Source organism: Litorisediminivivens sp. KMU-197 (assembly GCF_056858395.1).
The window spans coordinates 796,165-814,629 of the sequence record NZ_JBXEQG010000001.1 but is presented as its reverse complement, the minus strand read 5'-3'; the positions used below and the strand labels follow the sequence as shown (position 1 = coordinate 814,629).

Below are 18,465 nucleotides of genomic sequence, written 5' to 3'. Positions count from 1 at the left end.
GATGACGAAGCTGACCAGGTGGCTGGTGGCCGCCGTGGTGACGGGCGCGGCGGTTCTGGCGGTGATCGTCGTATGGCCGATCGGCAGGCCGGTCGATGCCATCGCGCTGGAGGGCGATGTCGGGCGCGGTGCCTATCTGGCGCGGGCGTCGGGCTGCATTGCCTGTCATACCAACTTCGAAAACGGTGGCGCGGCGCTGGCGGGCGGTGTCGAGATGGATACCCCATTCGGCGCGCTTTATTCGCCCAACATCACGACCGATCCGGACCACGGCATCGGAAGCTGGACGATTGAGCAATTCGCAAAGGCCGTCCGGCAAGGTATCTCGCCGGGGGGCAGGCCCTATTATCCTGCGTTCACCTATCCGTTCTACCAGCAGTTCACCGATCAGGAGATCGCCGATCTCTGGGCCGCGTTCCGGACGGTGCCGCCTGTGGCCGAACCTTCGCGGGAACACAATATGCCGTTCCCGTTCGACCAGCGTGCGCTGATGAAGGTCTGGCGGGCGCTCTATCTGGACCCGCCACGAACCGACCCGGTCCCGGACGCGGATCCGGAGTGGAACCGGGGCAAATGGCTGGTCGAGGGGGCGGCACATTGCGGAGCCTGCCACACCGGCCGGTCGATGCTGGGCGGCCGCGATCACGAGACACAGCACTTCAAGGGCAGCAACATGTTGCCCGGCGGCGGAAAGGCTCCGGCTATCGACGCGGAAACGCTGCGGGCGCGGGGATGGGATGCCGACAGCCTTTCGTATGCGCTGCGGTCGGGGATCACGCCTCGGGGCGATGCCTTCGGCGGGCCGATGGGCGAGGTGGTGCTGTACAGCACCCAGTACCTGACCGACGAGGATCTCGAGGCGGTGGCGCTCTATGTGATGGGCGATGAGAGTTGAGCGTGCCGATGAGGGCAGGGGGGTTGTCAGGTATTGCAGCGCTCAGGTCTGGGCCTGAGCGAAGGGGGCCAGCGTCGCGAGCTTGGCATCGGCGATCCCGGGATTGACCGCGCCGGTACCCGTGAAGGGTGCCGAACCCGCCGTCCAGCCTGGCGACCAAGCACTCGCGGCCAACGAGATCGGCGAGACGGTGGATCCGTTTGGCCGCGAGGTTGGGATGCTTGACGAAGTTCGTGCTGCTGCCGGCAACGCCCGGCACTACCACCTTGGTCCGGGGATGTCCGCCTTGCGGTCGCGGGCCTAGCGCTTCAACGCTGCGGCCAGCGCGTGGTACGAGGCCTTGGGCACCCTCTCTTGCGTATCGTAATCGACATGGACCAACCCGAAACGCTTGGCATATCCGAAGGCCCATTCGTAATTGTCGAGCAGCGACCAATAGAAGAAGCCGCGCAGGTCCACACCGTCGTTGACGGCGTCGCGAGCGGCGGCAAGGTGGCTGTCGATAAAACCGATCCGCACCGGATCGTGCAGCGCGCCGTCGGCGAGGATGTCGTCGCCGGCCATGCCGTTTTCGGTCACGTAAAGCGGCACACCCTTGGCCGGGCCCTTGGACAGGCGCAGCAGGATCTCATGCAGGCCCTCGGGACGGATTTCCCATCCCATCGCGGTCTTGGGCAGCGTGCCCTCGACCACCTTGCAGGCCGGCCACGGCACGGTGTCGTCGGCGGCGTATCTGGCGCGGGTGTAGTAGTTGACGCCCAGCCAGTCGAGCGGCTGCGCGATTTGTGTCATGTCGGTTTCCCACCCCGCGGGCATATAGGGCGCGAGGCCTTCGAGCGCCTCTTCGGGATAGCCCTGACCGGCGATGGCCTCGATGAACCAGCGGTTATAGATCGCGTCGGCGCGGGCGGTGGCGGCAATGTCCTCGGGCGCATCGCTTGCGGGCGAAGCGGTTTCGAAGTTCATCACGATGCCGAGGTTCTTGGCGCCCTTGGCGCGCAAGGCTTCGGTCGCGGTGCCGTGGGCCAGAAGCACGTGGTGCATGGCGTGGGAGGCGGCGCGAATGTCGCGCAACCCGGGCGCATGGGCGCCGATGAAATGCGACAGCCAGGTCACGCACCAGGGTTCGTTGATGGTGGCGGTGGCGGCGACGCGGTCTCCTATGCGGTCCCAGACGACCTCGGAATAGTCCGAGAACCATTTGGCGATGTCGCGGTTTGTCCAGCCGCCCAGCATGGCGAGCCTGGAGGGCAGGTCCCAGTGATAGAGCGTCAAATAGGGTTTCAGGCCGCGATCCAGCATTCCGTCGACAAGGCGGTCGTAGAAATCGAGGCCCTCGGCATTGGGCGTGCCGCTGCCCTCGGGCATCACGCGTGACCATGAGGTCGAGAATCGGTAGGCGTCCATCCCGGCTGCCTTGAGAAGATCGAGGTCTTCCTCCCACCGGTGGTAATGATCGCAGGCGACAGCACCATCGTCGGCACCCACCACATTGCCCGGCGTCGCGGCAAAGCTGTCCCAATGGCAGGGTCCGGCACCGCCGAAGCTCATGCCTTCGATCTGGTAGGCCGCGGTGGCAGCGCCAAACAGGAAGCCTTCGGGGAAATCGCTACGGGCGCTGTGCAGTCGTTCGGTCACGGGGTCTTTTCCTTTCGCCTTGTCGGGCCGAATTCTCGGTGGCCGCGACGTGATGTAGCCCGGCCCCGCCGGTCATCGAGGGTTTCGCAACTGGGAGAGCGATGGGCATGATCACCGCGCGCGTGTCGGCCGCGGCCACAATGGCCGATCTGCCGGTCCAGTCAACGTATCTGACGCCCTTTGGTGGGGAATGTTCGGGGCTGATCGACATGTCGGCCATTGCCCGGTGAGGGCCGGGAGGTTCGTGGCGGGCCTTGCATGCTTGGGTGTGTCGCGACATCACGGTCCGGTCCGGGGCGCCGCCCGTCCGGACACGGGCGTCAGAGCACGTCCTGCCACTCGACATGCCGCGCGATCTGCGCCTTGGCGAAGGGGCAGAGCGGCACGACCTTGCGCCCTTCCGCCCGCGCGTCTGCGATGGCACGCGCCACCAAAGCCTCGCCAGTGCCTTGACCGCGCAGCCCGTCCGGCACGGCCGTATGGTCGATGATGATCGAGGCGGCGCCAAGCCGTGAATAGGTCAGCTCGGCCGTCTGTCCGTCCCGGCGCAGCACGTAACGGCCTTTGCTGGCGGTCTCTTCGCGGGTGACGTCGGTCACGCCGCCTGTTCCCGGCTCAGGTGATCGAGGATACGCGCATAATTGTCTTCGCCCTGCGCGCCGGTGACGAGGTGTTTCTTGCCGAAGATCATCGCCGGCACGCCACTGATGCCGCGCGAGGTCCAGAACTGTTCCTTGGCGCGCACCTGTTCGGCCCGGTCGCCGCTGTCCAGCATGGCGCGGGCAGCTTCGCGGTCGAGCCCGATCCGACCGGCGACTTCGGCCAGGACGTCAGGCTTCGACAGGTTTTCACCGCGGGTGAAGAAGGCCTCGAACAGGGCCATGTTCATCGCATGTCCTTTGCCCTGTTCCGCGGCCCAGTCGATCAGCTGGTGTGCCTGAAAGGTGTTCCACATCCGCGAAGTATCGCTGTAGTTGAAGGTGAACCCCAGCGCCTTGCCCAGTTCGGTCAATCGTGCGCGCGCCTCGGCCGATTGCTCGGGCGTGCTGCCGTACTTTCGGGCGATGTGGTCGCGCAGGTCTTCACCCTCTGCGGCCATGTCGGGGTTCAATTCGAAAGGGTGCCAGTAGACGTCGATGTCGGTACCCGTCTGCTCTGCGGCCTTGGCAAGCTGGGCATAGCCGATGATGCACCATGGGCACACCACGTCCGATACGATGTCCACCCGAATGGGGTCGGTGTTAAGGGTCATGGGGCCTGCTCCTTGCGCCTTGGTCGCTCACCCTGACAGATGGCCCTGATTTCGCGGGTTGCAAGGCGGGGTGGGCGGCCGGAAGGTCCGGCCGCCACGTCAGTTCAGTCGCGAAGCTCGGCGGGCAGCAACGCGTCGGGCATGTTCTGATAGCTGACGGGACGCAGGAAGCGCCGGATCGACAGGGTGCCGACCGAGGTCGCGCCGAAATTGGTCGACGCCGGGTAGGGGCCGCCATGGACCATCGCGTCACAGACCTCCACCCCGGTCGGGAAACCGTTGGCCAGTACGCGCCCGGCCTTGCGCTCCAGCACCGGCATCAGCTTGCGGCCGAGGTCGGTGTCGCCGTCGTCCAGCTGCAGCGTGCAGGTCAACTGGCCCTGAAGACCGCGCGCGATCTGAAGCATCTCGGCTTCGTCCTTGGCGCGCACGATCAAGCCGAGCGGGCCGAAGACCTCTTCGGCGAGGCCCTCGTCAGCAAGGAAGTGTTGACCCGTGGTCTCATAGAGATAGGGGCCGGCCTCGCGCACGCCACAAATCGAGCCGTGGATCTCCGTCACGCCCTCGGATCCGGCCACCCGGTCACGGCCGGCGCGATAGGCGGCGGCAATGCCATCGGTCAGCATGGTCTGCCCGCCGACCTGCTCCAGCGCCTTGCCGGCGGCCTCGGCAAAGGCATCGGCCTGCGGTCCGTCAAGAACGACTGCGATGCCGGGGTTGGTGCAGAACTGACCCGCGCCCATGGTCAGCGATCCGGCCCAGCCTTCGGCGATCTCGGTGCCACGCGCCGACATGGCCTCGGGCAGGAGGAACATCGGGTTGACGGACCCCAACTCGCCGAAGAACGGGATCGGTTCGTCCCGCTGCGCGCAAAGATCGAAGAGCGCGCGGCCCCCACCGAGCGAGCCGGTGAACCCCACTGCGCGGATCAGTGGATGGGTCACCAAAGCCGTGCCGACATCCCGCTTGCCACCCTGGATCAGCGAGAAGACACCGGGATGGAGGTTGCATGACGTGATGGCCGCATGGATCGCCTCGGCAACGATCTCACCGGTGCCGGGATGTGCGCTGTGGCCCTTGACCACGACCGGACAGCCAGCCGCAAGCGCCGCTGCGGTGTCGCCACCGGCGGTGGAGAATGCCAACGGGAAGTTCGAGGCCCCGAACACGGCAACCGGACCGATCGGGCGCTGCACCAGCTTGAGGTCGGGGCGGGGCAGGGGCGCACGGTCGGGCAGGGCACCGTCATGCCGCCGGTCAAGATGAGCGCCTTGACGGATGTGCTCGGCAAACAGCTTGAGCTGGCCGCAGGTCCGGCCACGTTCGCCGTTGAGCCTTGCCTCGGGCAGGCCGGTCTCCTGCACGCCGATCTCGGTAATTTGCGGTCCGCGTGCCTCGATCTCATCGGCGATGATGTCGAGGAAGGCTGCCCGCTCTTCCGCGCTTGCATAGCCATAGGTCCAGAAAGCCTCTTCCGCTGCGGTGCAGGCGGCATCGACGTGTTGTGGCGTGCCGACAGAGTAGTCGTGCGCCGGACCGCTGGCAGGGGCAGACCGGAATGTCGCGTCGCCAGCGACCCATTCACCGGCGATTAGGTGTTTGCCATGCGGGGTGAAGGTGATCTCGTCTTTCATTTCATGTCCTTGAGGTTGTCGCGGAATTGCGGCGCTGTCACGGTGCCGCGCGCTTGCGTCTCCACTCGTCGAAGGCGTCGAGGGTTTCCTGCCTGGTGCCGGGGTACAGCCCGATGATCGCCGCTCCGCCGCGCACCTGCTCGAGGACGAAGTCCTCGTACTCCGTCATCGCGACTGCCTCTTCCGCGATCTCGTCCGCAAGATGCGCGGGAATCACGATCACGCTGTCATCGTCGCCCACCAGCACGTCGCCGGGAAACACCGGCGCATCGCCGCAGCCTATAGGTTCGTTGATGGCAATGGCTTCGTTCGTGGTCAGGTTGGTCGGGCTGGCCGGACGGTTGTGATAGGCGGGCATGTCGAGCGCGGCAATGTTCATGGCGTCGCGAAAGCCGCCATCGGTGACAACCCCGGCCGCGCCGCGCATCATCAGACGGGTGATCAGGATGTCACCGGCCGAGGCCGCGGTGGCGCTTTTGCGGCTGTCCATAACCAGTACGTGACCCTCCGGGCATGTCTCGATGGCGACGCGCTGCGGATGATCGGGGTTGCGAAACACGGCCAGCTGGTTGCGGTCTTCGCGGGCGGGCATGTAGCGCAGGGTGAAGGCGGGGCCCACCATGTTGCGGCCCTTCGCCTTGAGCGGACGCACATCCTGGATTACCTGGCCGCGCAGCCCACGCTTGTAGAGCGCCGTCGCGATCGTCGCGACCGAGACCGTTTCCAACTTGGACCGCGTCTCGGCAGAAAGCGTCGGTGTCGTCATTGGAAATCCTTTCGTACAGTGGCCATTGGACCCATCCGGTGTCGTTTCAATCCGATGCCGGGTGCTTTGTAAATTTCAAATTGAACTCGATGGTCGCCAATTAAACGTCGAAGAGCAAATCCGTCGAATTGGGGGTGTAAGGCCAAGGGGCCAAGTCTCTAGGCCCCGTGATCTTCTTAGAGGTAGGTTGAGTGGGGGCGGAGCCCCGGCCCCTCGGCACGCATTCGTGATGAAAGTCTCAGGGTTTTCGTCCAACGGCCTTCCCGGCCCCCTCGGGCCAGGCCATGCTGGCATGGGCAGTCGCATATTCCTCCAGTCGTTGGGCGACTTCCGCCGAGGGCGGGCCGCTGCGCCGGGTGGTCATGTCGATGTGCAGCAGCAGCGTCTCGACCGTTGCCGCCAGCTCTCCGTCCGCCCGCAGCAGCCGGTGGAACAGGTGCATCTTCTTGCCTTCGCCCGAAAGAACCTGCGTGGTCACCGTCAGCACGTCGCCCGCGTGGACCTCGGCCAGATAGCGGACATGGTTTTCAACCGTGAAATAGCTGCCGCCCGCGGCGACGTAATCGGCATCGGCGCCGACCATCTCCATGAACCGGTCGGTGGCCTGGCCCGAAACCTCGACGTAATGGGCCTCGTTCATGTGTCCGTTGTAATCGGTCCAGCTTTGCGGCACGGCGCGGTGCACGGTGACGGGCAGATCGACCGGCTCGGGGTCGGGCAGGTCGCGTTCGTGGGCGGTGATTGTGCCGCCCGCACCGCTGCCGGATTTCTTAAGCGCGCGCATCATGCCCACGAGGTTGTCGTCGCGCAGCCGCTCCAGCTCGCGGATCGTCAGGTGACCGGACTGTGCGTCTGACTGACCGGCGATCAGATCCACCAGTTCGGGCGTGAACGCCGGCACGTCCATCAACTTGGTCCAGGGCCATTCCAGCGCCGGGCCGAACTGCGCCAAAAAATGCGCCATCCCGGCTTCGCCGCCGGCAATGCGGTAGGTCTCGAACAGGCCCATCTGCGCCCAGCGCAGGCCGAAGCCCATGCGGATCGCCTCGTCGATTTCCTCGGTGGTGGCAATGCCGTCCTTGACCAGCCAGAGGCTTTCGCGCCAGACCGCTTCCAGAAGCCGGTCGGCGATATGGGCGTCGATCTCCTTGCGCAGAGTCAGGGGATACATGCCGATGCCGCGCAGGATGTCTGCGGCAAGGGCACAGTGAGCGGCTTCGCCCACCAGTTCCACGAGCGGCAGCAGGTAGACGGGATTAAAGGGATGCGCGACGATGGCGCGCGCGCCCTTGGTGGTCAGTTCGGAGGGTCGGAAGCCCGAGGTGGACGAGCCTATCACCGTCTCTGCTTCGGCCAGCCGGGTGATCCGGCCCAGCACCTTGTGTTTCAGGTCGAGCCGTTCCGGCACGCTTTCCTGCACCCACCGGGCGCCTTCGACGGCCTCGGCAAGGTCGTCGTGATACGTCAGCCTGCCCTCGTCGGGCAGCGCCTTGTCATAGAGCGCGGGCAAGGCGCGGCGGGCGTTTTCGAGCACCTCGCCGATCTTGCGCGCCGCCTCCGGGTCGGGGTCGAACACCGCCACGTCCCAGCCGTTCAGCAGGAACCGCGCCGCCCAGCCGCCGCCGATGACGCCGCCGCCGATAATTGCCGCCTTCATGCCGCCACCGGTGCGCGCTTGGTGAGGCCGAGCGTGTCGCGCACCTCGGACGGTCCGATCACCTTCGCGCCCATATTCTCAACCACAGTAACCGCGCGTTCGACAAGCTGAGCGTTGGTTGCCAGCACACCCTTGTCGAGCATCAGGTTGTCTTCGAGACCCACCCGCACGTTGCCGCCCGCCAGGACCGCCGCCGCCGCGTAGGGCATCTGGTCGCGGCCCAGCGAGAACGCCGACCAGGTCCAGTCGTCGGGGATGTTGTTCACCATCGCCATCAGCGTGTTCAGGTCATTGGGCGCGCCCCACGGCACCCCCATGCAAAGCTGCACCAGCGCCTGTGGCGCCAGCGTGCCTTCGCGCACCAACTCCTTGGCGAACCACAGGTGGCCGGTGTCGAATGCCTCGATCTCGGGTTTCACCCCGAGTTCCGTCATCATCGCCCCCATGGCACGCAGCATCCCCGGGGTGTTGGTCATCACGTAATCGGCCTCGGCGAAGTTCATTGTCCCGCAGTCGAGCGTACAAATCTCGGGCAGGCAGTCCCGGATGTGGGCCATGCGCTCGGCGGCGCCGATCATGTCCGTACCCTCGGGATTGACCGGCAACGGTGCCTCGGTCGAGCCAAAGACGATGTCACCGCCCATGCCTGCCGTCAGGTTCAGCACCACGTCGACCTCGGCGTCGCGGATGCGCTCGGTCACTTCGCGGTAGAGGTCCAGCCGCCGCGACGGCGCGCCGGTGTCGGGGTCGCGGACGTGGCAATGCACGACGGCCGCCCCGGCCTTGGCCGCGTCTATGGCGCTTTCGGCGATCTGTCGGGGCGAGCGCGGCACATGCGGCGACCGGTCCTGGGTGCCGCCCGAGCCGGTCACGGCGCAGGTGATGAAGACCTTGCGGTTCATGGCGAGGGGCATGTCATGTCCTTTCTGTCGCGCCGCAGGCGTGGACAGGTCATTTCCCTGTCCACACCGGATCGCGCTTCTCGGCGAAGGCGCGGGCGCCTTCCTTCTGGTCCTCGGAGCGGTAGAGCCTTTCCACCGTCTCGAACTGGCTTTTGGTGATGCGGTTCATCGCATCCTGAAATTTCATGTCCTCGGCCTCGCGCACGATCTCCTTGATCGCCGCATTGACCAGCGGCGGACCGGCGGCGATCAGATCGGCCATCGTGCGCGCCTCGGCCATCAACGCGTCCGCCGGCAGCACGCGGTTGATCAGCCCCCAGCGCGCGGCCTCGGCGGCGTCGAGCCAGCGGCCCGTAAGCAGCATTTCCATCGCGATGTGATAGGGGATGCGTTTGGGCAGCTTGACAGAGGCGGCATCTGCCACGGTCCCCGAACGGATTTCCGGCAGGGCAAAGCTGGCATGGTCGGCGGCCAGAATGATGTCCCCCGACAAGGCCAGTTCCAGCCCGCCACCGCAGCAGATGCCGTTGACCGCCACGATCACCGGCTTGTTCAGGCCGCGCAGCTCCTGCAGGCCACCGAAGCCGCCGACGCCATAGTCGCCATTCACCGCGTCGCCCTCTGCGGCGGCTTTCAGATCCCAGCCCGGGCAGAAGAATTTCTCTCCGGCGGAGGTCAGAAGGGCCACGCGCAAATCCGGGTCGTCCCGGAACTGAGTGAAGACCTCGCCCATAATCCGGCTGGTCACCAAGTCGATGGCATTCGCCTTAGGGCGGTCGAGGGTGACTTCGAGCACGCGGTCCCGGCGTACTGTCCTGACTGGGGTGTCGGTCATGCTTTTTCTCCGATCCTGATCAGCGCATCCACCGCCACAGCGCCCGAAGGCGTGCAGATCAGCGGGTTGATCTCAACTTCCAAAGGCAGCGCCTGTTTCACATAGGCCTGCACCGCCATCGCCGCGTCAAGCACCGCATCAAGGTCCGCTGCAGGCCGGCCCCTGTACCCCACAAGCAGGGGCGCGATACGCAGGCTTTCGAGAGCGTCGCGGACATCATCGCGGGTCGCCGGCACCAACAGCGATGCGCGGTCCTGCGATAGCTCGGTCAGCGTCCCGCCGGCGCCCAGCGTAAGCACGTAGCCGTGCGCAGGGTCCGCGACCACGCCGATCAGCAGTTCCGCGACACCTTCATCTATCATGCGTTCGACGAGGAAACTGTCGCAGGGCATGGCCTCGGCAGCCTGCCGCACGGCGTCCGGGTCGCGCAGGGTCAGCGCTACCGCGCCGGACTCGGTCTTGTGCGCCAAGCCCTGCCCCTTGAGCGCGACGGGAAAGCCGATGTCGCCGGCGACACGCGCGGCGTGGGCGGGGCTGCTGGCTGTCTGTGACATCGGCACCGGGACACCAAATCCCGCGAGGGCTGCCTTGGCCTCGGCCTCTGTCATCACGCGCCCCGACCGGCAATCAGGCGGCAGAAGGACCGGCGCGGCGGGTTCGGTGCGGGCCATGCGGGCGGCAAGGGCCATGGCCGTGACCGCCTCCTGCATTCCGGCAAGAGGGGCCACGCCGCGGTCCATCAGGCGGCGGGCCATCGGTTCCGGCATGGTTTCGGGCAGGGATGACACGACGGCCATGGGCCGCCCCGTCGCGGCCATGGTCCGGGTGACGGCCTCGATCGCCGGTTCCCAGGCGGCCGGATCGCAGCGGTCGGCGCGGGGAACGTCCAGCACCACGCAGCCCATCGCCAGATCGCCCTGCATCATGGCCGTGTAGCAGGCTGTCATCGCCACGACGTCGCCCCAGATGTAGGTGTGATAATCCAACGGGTTGGCCAGGGCGACCTTGGGCCCGAGCGCTTCGCGCAACTCGTTCGTTTGCCGTGCGTCCAGCGGCGGGAAGTCCAGCCCGGACCCCTCGGCGGTGTCCGCCATCAGGCTGGCCTCACCGCCTGAGCACGACATCGACGCTATGCGGTTCGACGCAAGCGGGCCGCACACATGACAAAGCTTCAGCGTCTCCAGCAGCAGCGGCAATGCGGTGACCTGCGCGATTCCAAGCCGCCGGAACAGAGCCCGGGCGCCCGCGTCACTGCCCGCCAGTGAGGCGGTGTGCGATACCGTTGCCGCGCGCGCACGGTCGGACAGGCCGATCTTCAGCGCGACGATGGGTTTGCCACGCTCCCGTGCCTCGGCGGCCAGAGCTTCGAAGGCGCGCAGATCGTCGATCCCCTCGATATGTAGCCCAAGCGCCGTCACACGGTCGTCGCGCAGGAGGTGGCTTGCGACGCGGGACAGGCCGGTCTGCGCTTGGTTGCCCACCGTGACCACATAGGCCAGCGGCAGGGCCCGCGCCTGCATCGTCAGATTGAGCGCGATGTTCGACGATTGGGTGACCAGCGCGACGCCGCTCTCGACACGGACGCCGCCATGCTGGTCGGGCCAGAGCGCCGCACCGTCGAGATAGTTGATGAAGCCGTAGCAATTAGGTCCGAGGAAGGTCATACCCTCGGCCGCCTGCCGCAAGGCCGCCTCCTTGGCGGGTCCGTCGTCGGTCTCGGCCTCGGCTTCCCGGAACCCAGAGGCGAAGCAGACAGCGCCCCCGGCGCCGATCTTTGCCAGGGCGCGCACTGCCTCGACCGTCAGGTCGCGGTTGATCCCGATGAAAGCGGCGTCCGGCGCGCCGGGCAGATCTTCGATCCTGCGATAGGGCGCACAGCCGCCCACGGCGTCGCGCGTCGGATGCACCGGCCAGATCTCGCCAGCGAAGCCGATCTTGCGGCACTGCTCGATAACGTTGGCGCACCATGTTCCGCCGCCGATTACGGCGATGGAGCGCGGCCGCAGCAACCGGTCCAGACCGGTCATCACGCCCCCAACGGCCGCAGCAAGTCGCGGCTGATGATGTGCCGCTGAATTTCCGAGGTGCCGTCCCAGATCCGCTCGACCCGCGCGTCGCGCCAGAACCGCTCGATCGGAAAATCGTCCATCAGCCCCATGCCACCGAACACCTGCAGTGAGGCATCCGTCACCCGCGCCAGCATCTCCGAGGCATAGAGCTTGGCCGAAGCGATCTCGCGATTGGCCGGCAGCCCCTGGTCCAGTCGCCAGGCCGCTGCCAGTGTCAGCCAGTCGGCGGCGTCGATCTCGGTGATCATGTCGGCGATCTGGAAGCTCACGCCCTGGAACTTGCCGATTGGCTGGCCGAACTGCTTGCGTTCGGCGGCATAGTCGAGCGCGAGGTCGAAGCAGCGGCGCGCGCGCCCGACGCAGAAGGCGGCGACGGTCAGCCGGGTGGCATAGAGCCAGGTGTTCATCACCTCGAAGCCGCCATCGACCGCGCCCAGCACCTGCGATGCCGGCAGGCGGCAATTGTCGAAGTCGAGGATGCAGTTCTTGTAGCCGCGGTGGCTGACCGAGCGATAGCCGTCGCGCACCTCGAATCCGGGGGTGCCGCGATCCACGAGGAATGTGGTGATCCTCTTCTTCGGTCCCCTGGGTGTCTCGTCCACCCCGGTGGCCACGAAAACAATAAAGAAATCGGCATGTTCCGCGCCGGAGATGAAGTGCTTGGAGCCGTTCAAGACCCAATCGCCGCCGTCGCGCACCGCGTTGCATTTCATGCCGCGCACGTCCGATCCGGCGTCCGGTTCGGTCATCGCCAGCGCGTCCATCTTCTCGCCCCGGACGGCAGGTAGAAGATACCGTTCGCGCTGATCGCCTTCGCAGGCCATCAGGATGTTCTGCGGTCGGCCGAAGAAATGCGTCAGCGCCATCGATCCACGGCCGAGTTCACGCTCGACAAGGGTAAAGTCCAGATGGCTCAGCCCGGCACCGCCGACCTCCACGGGGAAGTTGCAGGCGTAGAACCCAAGGTCGAGGCACTTGCGTTTAATCTCCTCGCCCAGTTCTGGGGGAACGTGGCCAGTGCGCTCGACCTCGGCCTCGTGGGGGTAGATCTCGTTCTCGACGAAGCTGCGCACCGTCGAGACGATCATCTGCTGTTCATCGCTCAATCCGAAGTTCATGTAACCCCCAATGCCGGTCACCCCTAGCGTAGAGTCCTTGACGCGACCCATCATGCGAAATTAGACAAAATTCATGCGCTATTGGCATCGTGATCCGCCCGATCCCCAAGACATCGCGGTGCTGCTGTTTCCGCGGTTCTCGAACCATTGCCTGGCCAATGCCATCGAGCCGTTGCGCGCGGCCAACGAACTGCTCGACCGGGACTTCTATCGCTGGCGCTTCGTGACGCTGGACGGCGGGGCGGTGACCTCATCGAGCGGCTTGCCGGTGTTGCCGCACTGCCGGTTGCGCGATCACCCCGGCGGCGACGCGCTGTTCGTACTGTCGAGTTATGACGCCCGCAGTCACGCGGGCCCGGCCACGGCGCGGGCGCTACAGGCGGCATCGCGCAGGTTCGGTCGGATCGCGGGCATGGACACCGGCGCGTGGCTCATGGCGGATGCAGGGTTGCTGGACGGGTGCCGCGCCACGATCCATTGGGCCGAGCTCTCGTCTTTTGCCGAGACCTTCGACGCGGTCGAGGCCACCGCCGACCGTTTCGTTTCCGACAGGGCGCGCCAGACCTGTGGCGGGGCAATGACCGCTTTCGATCTTGTGCTCGACCTGATTGGAGGCATTCACGGCGAGGCCTTGCGGCTTGAGGTGGCGGGGTTTTTCCTGCACCAGTCTACCGCGCCGCCGCCCGAGAGGATCTTTCGCCGACGCGCATCGCCCTTGGTCGAGGATTGCGTGGCGATGATGTCGGCGGCGCTGGAGGCGCCCTTGCCGGTGGGGGTATTGGCGCGCCGGCTTGGCACCACCCAGCGCACGCTGGCGCGCGCCTTCCGGGCCGAATTGGGCGCGCCGCCGGTTACCGTCTACAAGCGGCTCAGGCTGGCGGAGGCGCGTCGCCAAGCGCGGCAATCGCGCTATTCGATTACCGAGATCGCCCTGCGCTGCGGCTATGCCAATGCCGCCGCGATGACACGCGCCTTCGTCGAGGAATACGGACGTCCGCCCAGCAGCTTCCGGCCGCAGGGCTGAGCGCGGGCAAGGCAATGCTGTTGGCAGTCCGCCCTGCCAGCGTCACCGATCCTCTTCAAGGACCTTGCGTGCGACCCGGAAGCATTCCAGCGCTTGCGGGACGCCGCAATAGATTCCGACGACGTGAATGATCGCCCGGATCTCGTCCTGGGTGACGCCGTTGTTGATTGCCCCGCGGCAGTGGATCTCCCATTCGTGCATCTTGCCCAGGGCACCGATCATCGACAGGTTCATCATCGACCGGGTCTTTGCGTCGATGACGTCGTCGCCCCAGCCGAAGCCCCAGCACCAAGCGGTCATCGCCTCCTGGAAGGGGCGGGTGAAGTCGTCGGCAGCGGCGAGGTTCTTCTCGACATATGCGCTGCCGAGCGTGGCCTTGCGCTGCTTCAATCCCTTGAGGAACAGATCCTCGTCGAATGTGCTCATGTCCGGACCTTTCGTCATGCGGTCGCGCGCAGGCTGTTAGACCCCGGGGCCAAGTTGCCCGATCAGTAAAGGCCGTCGATCTCCAGCGGTATCCGTTTGACCTTGCGCGACTTCAAGAGATTGCGCGGCAGTTCGTCGGCATCAGCCTTGCGGAGTTTCTGATAGCGCCGCTGCGCGACGGCCTCCATCTTGTGTTCGCTGTCGATGACCGTCGGCCGCATGAAAACGAACAGGGTGCGGCGGGTTTGCTGGCGGTTCTTCGAACGGAACAGCTTGCCGACGATCGGCGCGTCCCCAAGACCCGGCACCTTGCTGTCGAGCGCTTGGCTGTCGTCGGAGATCAACCCGCCGAGAACCACGGTGCCGCCGTCCCGCGCCTGCACCGTCGTTTCGATCAGCCGGCGGTTTGTGATCAGGTCGGCGGCGCCCTGCACGTTGACGTTGACCAGCGACGAAACCTCTTGGCTGATGTCTAGCCGCACGACCCCGCCGGCAGTCACACGTGGCAGGACCTCCATGGTGATGCCCACGTCGCGCCGCTCGATCGTCGTGAACGGGGCGACTGTATTGCCGTCGGTGGCGAAAGACCCGGTGCGGAACGGCACGTTCTGGCCAACGACGATGGTGGCCGAGCGGTTGTCCATGGTGGTGATCGAGGGGGTCGACAGCAGGTTGGCGCGCGAGGATTGCGAGAGGGCCTGAACGAGGATGCCGAAATCGTCGACCGCGCCACCCACGGTCAGGCCCGCGGCCAGAGCGCCGGCGGGCGCAACACCCAGCGCCGCCAGGACAGCCGACAAGGGCGTGCCGCCGTTGTTGAAGGACGAGGTCGCGAACGCCCCTTCGGGCAGGTCTCCGCCAAGCCCCAGTTGCGTGCCCAGCCGGTCGGCGACGTCGCCCGAGACCTCGACGATGGCGGCTTCGATCACAACCTGCGCACGCTTCTGATCGAGCGCGGCGACCAGCGAGGTGACTTCGGCAACCTGCCGTTCGGTGCCGCGGATCACCACGGAATTGGTTTCCGTCGAGGCCTGCACCGACACCTCGGTGACGGGGGCTGCGATGACCGGCGCGCCTTCAGCCTCGGCTTCGGCCACCGGGTTCGCGATGTCCGCGCCGCCACGAATGGTGCCGGTTACGATCTTCGCGACGGTTTCGGCATCGGCGTACTTGAGCCGGTAGATCGACGTGCGGAGCACCGCCTGCGGACTGCTGCGCGGGGCCCGGTCGAGGCTTCCGGCAAGCAGACGGATTTCATCGAGTTCGTCCTCGCGGCCGCGCACCAGCAAGGCATTCGCTGCCGGATCGACCGAGACCCGCGCACCGGTGCCGGACGAGCCAAGCACTTCGGTGATGGCCGTGGCGACGGTGGAAGCATCCGCGTAGGTGAACCGGATCACCTCAGTGCGCAGGTTCTCGCGCCCGTCGAAGGTGGCGGCAATTGCCGCGATGCGGTCGACGTTGGCGCGGGCATCGGTCACGATGATGGCATTGGGATCGGTCAGCGCCTCTATATAGCCGTCGGCGGCAACCAGCGGACGCAACACTCGGACGGCCTCTTCCGCAGGCAGGCGGTCCAGCGGCAGAAGGCGCGTCACCACGTCCTGTCCGCCGGCGTTATCGGCGCCCGCCAGCGTGCCGCCCTTTGAGCGCGACTCGGCTTCGGGCACGACCTCCCAGATCACGCCGCTTTCGACGGCGACGAAGCCGCGCACGCGCAGAATCGACTGGAAAAGCGTCCAGACCTCGTCAGGCGACAGGGCCTTGGCCGACACCACGGTGACCGGTCCGGTCAGGGCTGGGTCCATGACCAGCGTGCGTCCGGTGATGGATGAGACCTGTTCGGCCAGAACGGTAATCTCGGCGCCGCGGAGGTTGATCACGAAGGTTTCGTCCGTCTGGGCCATGAGCGGCCCCGAATATAGCAGGGCCCAGAAAAGCGCCGTCATGTAGAAGAAGTGCCGGATCGCTTTCATACCCACCCCTAGTTGAGAGAAAAGGTCATCAGCAGGGTCTCGCCGGACCGCTCGACCTCAAGACGCGCCACACCGGCCGCTGCAACTTGGTCGTAGAGTTTGCGGTCATTGTCAATGTCGCCGACCTGCTGGCCATTAAGCCGTGTGACAATGTCGCCCGGGCGCAACCCTGCGAGCGTGACGCCGATGTTCGGGTCGGACTTGATCTTGTAGCCGCGTTCGGTGGGCTCGACGCCGATGGTTTCCATCACGGCGACGGGATCGCGCAGGATGCGGGTGCGCCACATGTCGATGTGTTCGTCTACGGTTTGCGCTGGCGGCGCTTCGCGCAGGTCGAGCGACCCGCGACCGGGCCGCACCGCGGCGGCCAATTGGGCCATGGGGTCTGTCTTGTCGTCGGGGGCCACGGCGACCGGCGTATCCTGCGTGGCCCCGGGCGCGTCGCTGCCGATCAGTCCGCCAAAGCCCAGTTCGTATCGCCGGCCGTCGATCTCGAGCATCACTGTCTCGGGCAGGATGTCGACGAGGACGATACCGTCCTCAAGCGCGTCGCCGATGCGATAGGCGGCTGTCCCCGAACCATCCGAGATGAAGGCCCGCGAGATCGCGGCATCGCGGTAAGCCATCACACCGCGCAGGATATAGTCGATCCGGACCGGATCGGGCCCGCGCGCGCTGGCATCGGCCTGCAATTCCGGTTGGATCTGGCGGCCAAACGGGGCGAGGTCGCGGATGGCGGCAATGTCGGGCGGCTGCTCTCCGGCGATTTCGAGCGGCCGGAGGATATCAGGCGGCAGGTTCGAGACCCGCGCAAGCTGAAGCCAGCCCATCTCGCGCGCTTGCCAGGAGAGGCTGGCGATCACGCCTGCCACGACAAGCCCGACCAGGATCCAGAGCTGTTTTGCATTCATGCCCGTTCTCTCCTACCAGGCAACATAGCCGCGCAGGACCACGCCACCATCCCGACCCTGCACTGTCACGACGGATTCGGTCAGCCCTTCGTCGGTCAGTTCACGGTTTTGTTCCGTGACGGTGAAGCGTTCGCCGAACACCTCGTCCCAAACCGGCTGGCTTTCCAGACCCAGATGCCGCGCGGCAAGCCGGTTCTCGGCGACCCAGCGCATGGCGATGCGATCCTCGAGCCCGCCGATCCGCCCGGTGTGATCCTCAACCACGCCAAGCAGTGCGACGGCCCCGGTGGCCAGCACGGCCAGCGCGACGAGCGTCTCGATCAGCGTAAATCCCTTATCCGCTTCGGAGTTCATGACCCGCTTTCCAGCGTGGCTGCGAAACCGTCGAACAGGATCGTGACCGGGGGGCTGCCCTGCAGAACCAAGGTTGCCATTGCGCCTTCGGGCGGCAGGACGTCGGGGGAGAGGGGCAGGGTGCCCTCGTCCTTCAGCGTCAGCCCGCCGGGCAGTTCGTGACGCTCGGCCAGAACCGGCGCGCCGTGCGGCTGCCATTCGGTCCCGTCCCATTCCTCAAACTGGTAGCCGCCGGATTGCCAGCGCAGCCGAGCAGGGCGCAACGAGGCGAGCGCCCCGTCCGCCGCGCGGTGCAGCCGGGCCTGTAGCAATTGCGCCTCCCTCAGTGCCGTCGGGTTGTCGCGGTCGCCGGGCAGGGCCAGCATCGTCGCGCCAGCCGTAACGCCAAGTATCGCGAGGACCACGAGCACCTCGATCAGGGTCGCACCCGCATCAGAGGGCCGAAAGTGGGTATGCCTGACTGCCCCCTTCATCCCGACCCCAACAACACCCCGTGCGAGATATCCGCATTGACGCCGTTCCCGCCGACCACGCCGTCGGCGCCGAGGCTGATCAGGTCGAAGGCCCCGGCCTCGCCGGGCGAGCGATAGACGTAGGCATTGCCCCAGGGATCAGCGGGCAGGGCCGACAGATAGCCGTCCGTCGCCCAGTTCTGCGGCACTGGGGCGGTGGTCGGCCGTTGCACCAGCGCGTTCAGCCCCTGGTCCGAGGTTGGATAGACACGGTTGTCCAGACGGTAGAGTTCCAACGCGCTGGCAATGGAACGAATATCGGTCTCGGCAACGGTCACGCGCGCCTCGTCCGGTCGTCCGATGACATTTGGAACCACCATCGCCGCCACGACCGCGATGATCACCAGCACCACCATCATTTCGATCAGCGTGACACCGGCGTCGGAGGGCCGACGATTTTGCCACCGCCGGGATGGATATTTTCTGCGCAACATGAAACTTTTGCTCCCGATCGACGTATACCTAGATGTGAGACCAGAAACCGTACCGCAGGAGG

The 18,465-nt window shown here is 66.1% G+C and carries 20 protein-coding genes; 4 read left to right on the top strand and 16 right to left on the bottom strand.

The window, feature by feature from the left end; genetic code table 11:
* The first annotated feature begins 1 nt into the window (after window position 1).
* Both AC04PT_RS03875 and AC04PT_RS03870 read left to right on the top strand, forming a co-directional pair.
* Window positions 2–895: a c-type cytochrome gene (locus tag AC04PT_RS03875; RefSeq protein ID WP_482872198.1), complete on the top strand. Its 894-nt coding sequence runs from the start codon at window positions 2–4 to the stop codon at window positions 893–895.
* Window positions 896–1,016: 121 nt separating this feature from the next.
* Complete coding sequence (locus AC04PT_RS03870) at window positions 1,017–1,199, top strand: hypothetical protein (protein ID WP_482872197.1); 183 nt, start codon at window positions 1,017–1,019, stop codon at window positions 1,197–1,199.
* Here AC04PT_RS03870 and AC04PT_RS03865 read toward each other — a convergent pair.
* A complete protein-coding gene (locus AC04PT_RS03865) occupies window positions 1,196–2,521 on the bottom strand; it encodes a GH1 family beta-glucosidase (RefSeq protein WP_482872441.1) in 1,326 nt (441 codons plus the stop codon). The genes AC04PT_RS03870 and AC04PT_RS03865 overlap by 4 nt on opposite strands.
* A gap of 113 nt (window positions 2,522–2,634) precedes the next feature.
* On the opposite strand from AC04PT_RS03865, the gene AC04PT_RS03860 reads away from it, so the two are divergent.
* A complete protein-coding gene (locus tag AC04PT_RS03860) occupies window positions 2,635–2,763 on the top strand; it encodes a hypothetical protein (protein WP_482872196.1) in 129 nt (42 codons plus the stop codon).
* A gap of 90 nt (window positions 2,764–2,853) precedes the next feature.
* Here the strand turns inward: AC04PT_RS03860 and AC04PT_RS03855 are convergent, their stop codons facing one another.
* The 9 genes from AC04PT_RS03855 to AC04PT_RS03815 form a co-directional block, all read right to left on the bottom strand.
* Complete coding sequence (locus AC04PT_RS03855; RefSeq protein WP_482872195.1) at window positions 2,854–3,132, bottom strand: GNAT family N-acetyltransferase; 279 nt, start codon at window positions 3,130–3,132, stop codon at window positions 2,854–2,856.
* The gene (locus AC04PT_RS03850; protein WP_482872194.1) at window positions 3,129–3,785 is read right to left on the bottom strand and encodes a DsbA family oxidoreductase; all 657 of its coding nucleotides are present in this window, start codon (window positions 3,783–3,785) and stop codon (window positions 3,129–3,131) included. Before AC04PT_RS03850 ends, AC04PT_RS03855 begins: the two co-directional genes overlap by 4 nt.
* Before the next feature lie 104 nt (window positions 3,786–3,889).
* Entirely contained in the window at window positions 3,890–5,419 is a 1,530-nt protein-coding gene (locus AC04PT_RS03845; protein ID WP_482872192.1) for an aldehyde dehydrogenase (NADP(+)), read from the bottom strand.
* A 37-nt stretch (window positions 5,420–5,456) separates the two neighbouring features.
* Complete coding sequence (locus tag AC04PT_RS03840) at window positions 5,457–6,185, bottom strand: ribonuclease activity regulator RraA (RefSeq protein ID WP_482872191.1); 729 nt, start codon at window positions 6,183–6,185, stop codon at window positions 5,457–5,459.
* A 238-nt stretch (window positions 6,186–6,423) separates the two neighbouring features.
* Window positions 6,424–7,842, bottom strand: a complete 1,419-nt coding sequence (locus AC04PT_RS03835) for a carnitine 3-dehydrogenase (RefSeq protein WP_482872190.1) — start codon at window positions 7,840–7,842, stop codon at window positions 6,424–6,426.
* Window positions 7,839–8,756, bottom strand: coding sequence for a 3-dehydrocarnitine:acetyl-CoA trimethylamine transferase BcoG (bcoG, locus tag AC04PT_RS03830; RefSeq protein ID WP_482872189.1), 918 nt, complete (start codon window positions 8,754–8,756; stop codon window positions 7,839–7,841). The genes AC04PT_RS03835 and bcoG overlap by 4 nt, the downstream gene beginning before the upstream one ends.
* A gap of 37 nt (window positions 8,757–8,793) precedes the next feature.
* On the bottom strand, window positions 8,794–9,579 hold the full coding sequence (locus AC04PT_RS03825; RefSeq protein WP_482872188.1) for a carnitinyl-CoA dehydratase: 786 nt from the start codon (window positions 9,577–9,579) through the stop codon (window positions 8,794–8,796).
* Entirely contained in the window at window positions 9,576–11,606 is a 2,031-nt protein-coding gene (locus AC04PT_RS03820; protein WP_482872187.1) for an acetate--CoA ligase family protein, read from the bottom strand. Before AC04PT_RS03820 ends, AC04PT_RS03825 begins: the two co-directional genes overlap by 4 nt.
* A complete protein-coding gene (locus tag AC04PT_RS03815) occupies window positions 11,606–12,766 on the bottom strand; it encodes an acyl-CoA dehydrogenase family protein (protein WP_482872186.1) in 1,161 nt (386 codons plus the stop codon). Before AC04PT_RS03815 ends, AC04PT_RS03820 begins: the two co-directional genes overlap by 1 nt.
* Before the next feature lie 73 nt (window positions 12,767–12,839).
* Between AC04PT_RS03815 and AC04PT_RS03810 the strand changes: the two genes are divergently transcribed.
* Complete coding sequence (locus AC04PT_RS03810; protein ID WP_482872185.1) at window positions 12,840–13,790, top strand: GlxA family transcriptional regulator; 951 nt, start codon at window positions 12,840–12,842, stop codon at window positions 13,788–13,790.
* Between the two features lie 42 nt (window positions 13,791–13,832).
* Here the strand turns inward: AC04PT_RS03810 and AC04PT_RS03805 are convergent, their stop codons facing one another.
* The 6 genes from AC04PT_RS03805 to gspG all read right to left on the bottom strand — a co-directional run bounded on the left by AC04PT_RS03805 (window position 13,833) and on the right by gspG (window position 18,403).
* Window positions 13,833–14,216: a carboxymuconolactone decarboxylase family protein gene (locus AC04PT_RS03805; RefSeq protein WP_482872184.1), complete on the bottom strand. Its 384-nt coding sequence runs from the start codon at window positions 14,214–14,216 to the stop codon at window positions 13,833–13,835.
* A gap of 62 nt (window positions 14,217–14,278) precedes the next feature.
* Window positions 14,279–16,192, bottom strand: a complete 1,914-nt coding sequence (gspD, locus tag AC04PT_RS03800) for a type II secretion system secretin GspD (protein ID WP_482872183.1) — start codon at window positions 16,190–16,192, stop codon at window positions 14,279–14,281.
* A gap of 8 nt (window positions 16,193–16,200) precedes the next feature.
* Window positions 16,201–17,103: a type II secretion system protein N gene (locus AC04PT_RS03795; protein ID WP_482872182.1), complete on the bottom strand. Its 903-nt coding sequence runs from the start codon at window positions 17,101–17,103 to the stop codon at window positions 16,201–16,203.
* A 12-nt stretch (window positions 17,104–17,115) separates the two neighbouring features.
* Window positions 17,116–17,457 (bottom strand): type II secretion system minor pseudopilin GspI, encoded by a 342-nt coding sequence (gspI, locus tag AC04PT_RS03790; protein ID WP_482872181.1) that lies wholly within the window; start codon window positions 17,455–17,457, stop codon window positions 17,116–17,118.
* Complete coding sequence (locus tag AC04PT_RS03785; protein WP_482872179.1) at window positions 17,454–17,930, bottom strand: prepilin-type N-terminal cleavage/methylation domain-containing protein; 477 nt, start codon at window positions 17,928–17,930, stop codon at window positions 17,454–17,456. The genes gspI and AC04PT_RS03785 overlap by 4 nt, the downstream gene beginning before the upstream one ends.
* Window positions 17,927–18,403, bottom strand: a complete 477-nt coding sequence (gene gspG / locus AC04PT_RS03780) for a type II secretion system major pseudopilin GspG (RefSeq protein ID WP_482872178.1) — start codon at window positions 18,401–18,403, stop codon at window positions 17,927–17,929. The genes AC04PT_RS03785 and gspG overlap by 4 nt, the downstream gene beginning before the upstream one ends.
* Window positions 18,404–18,465: the final 62 nt, after the last annotated feature.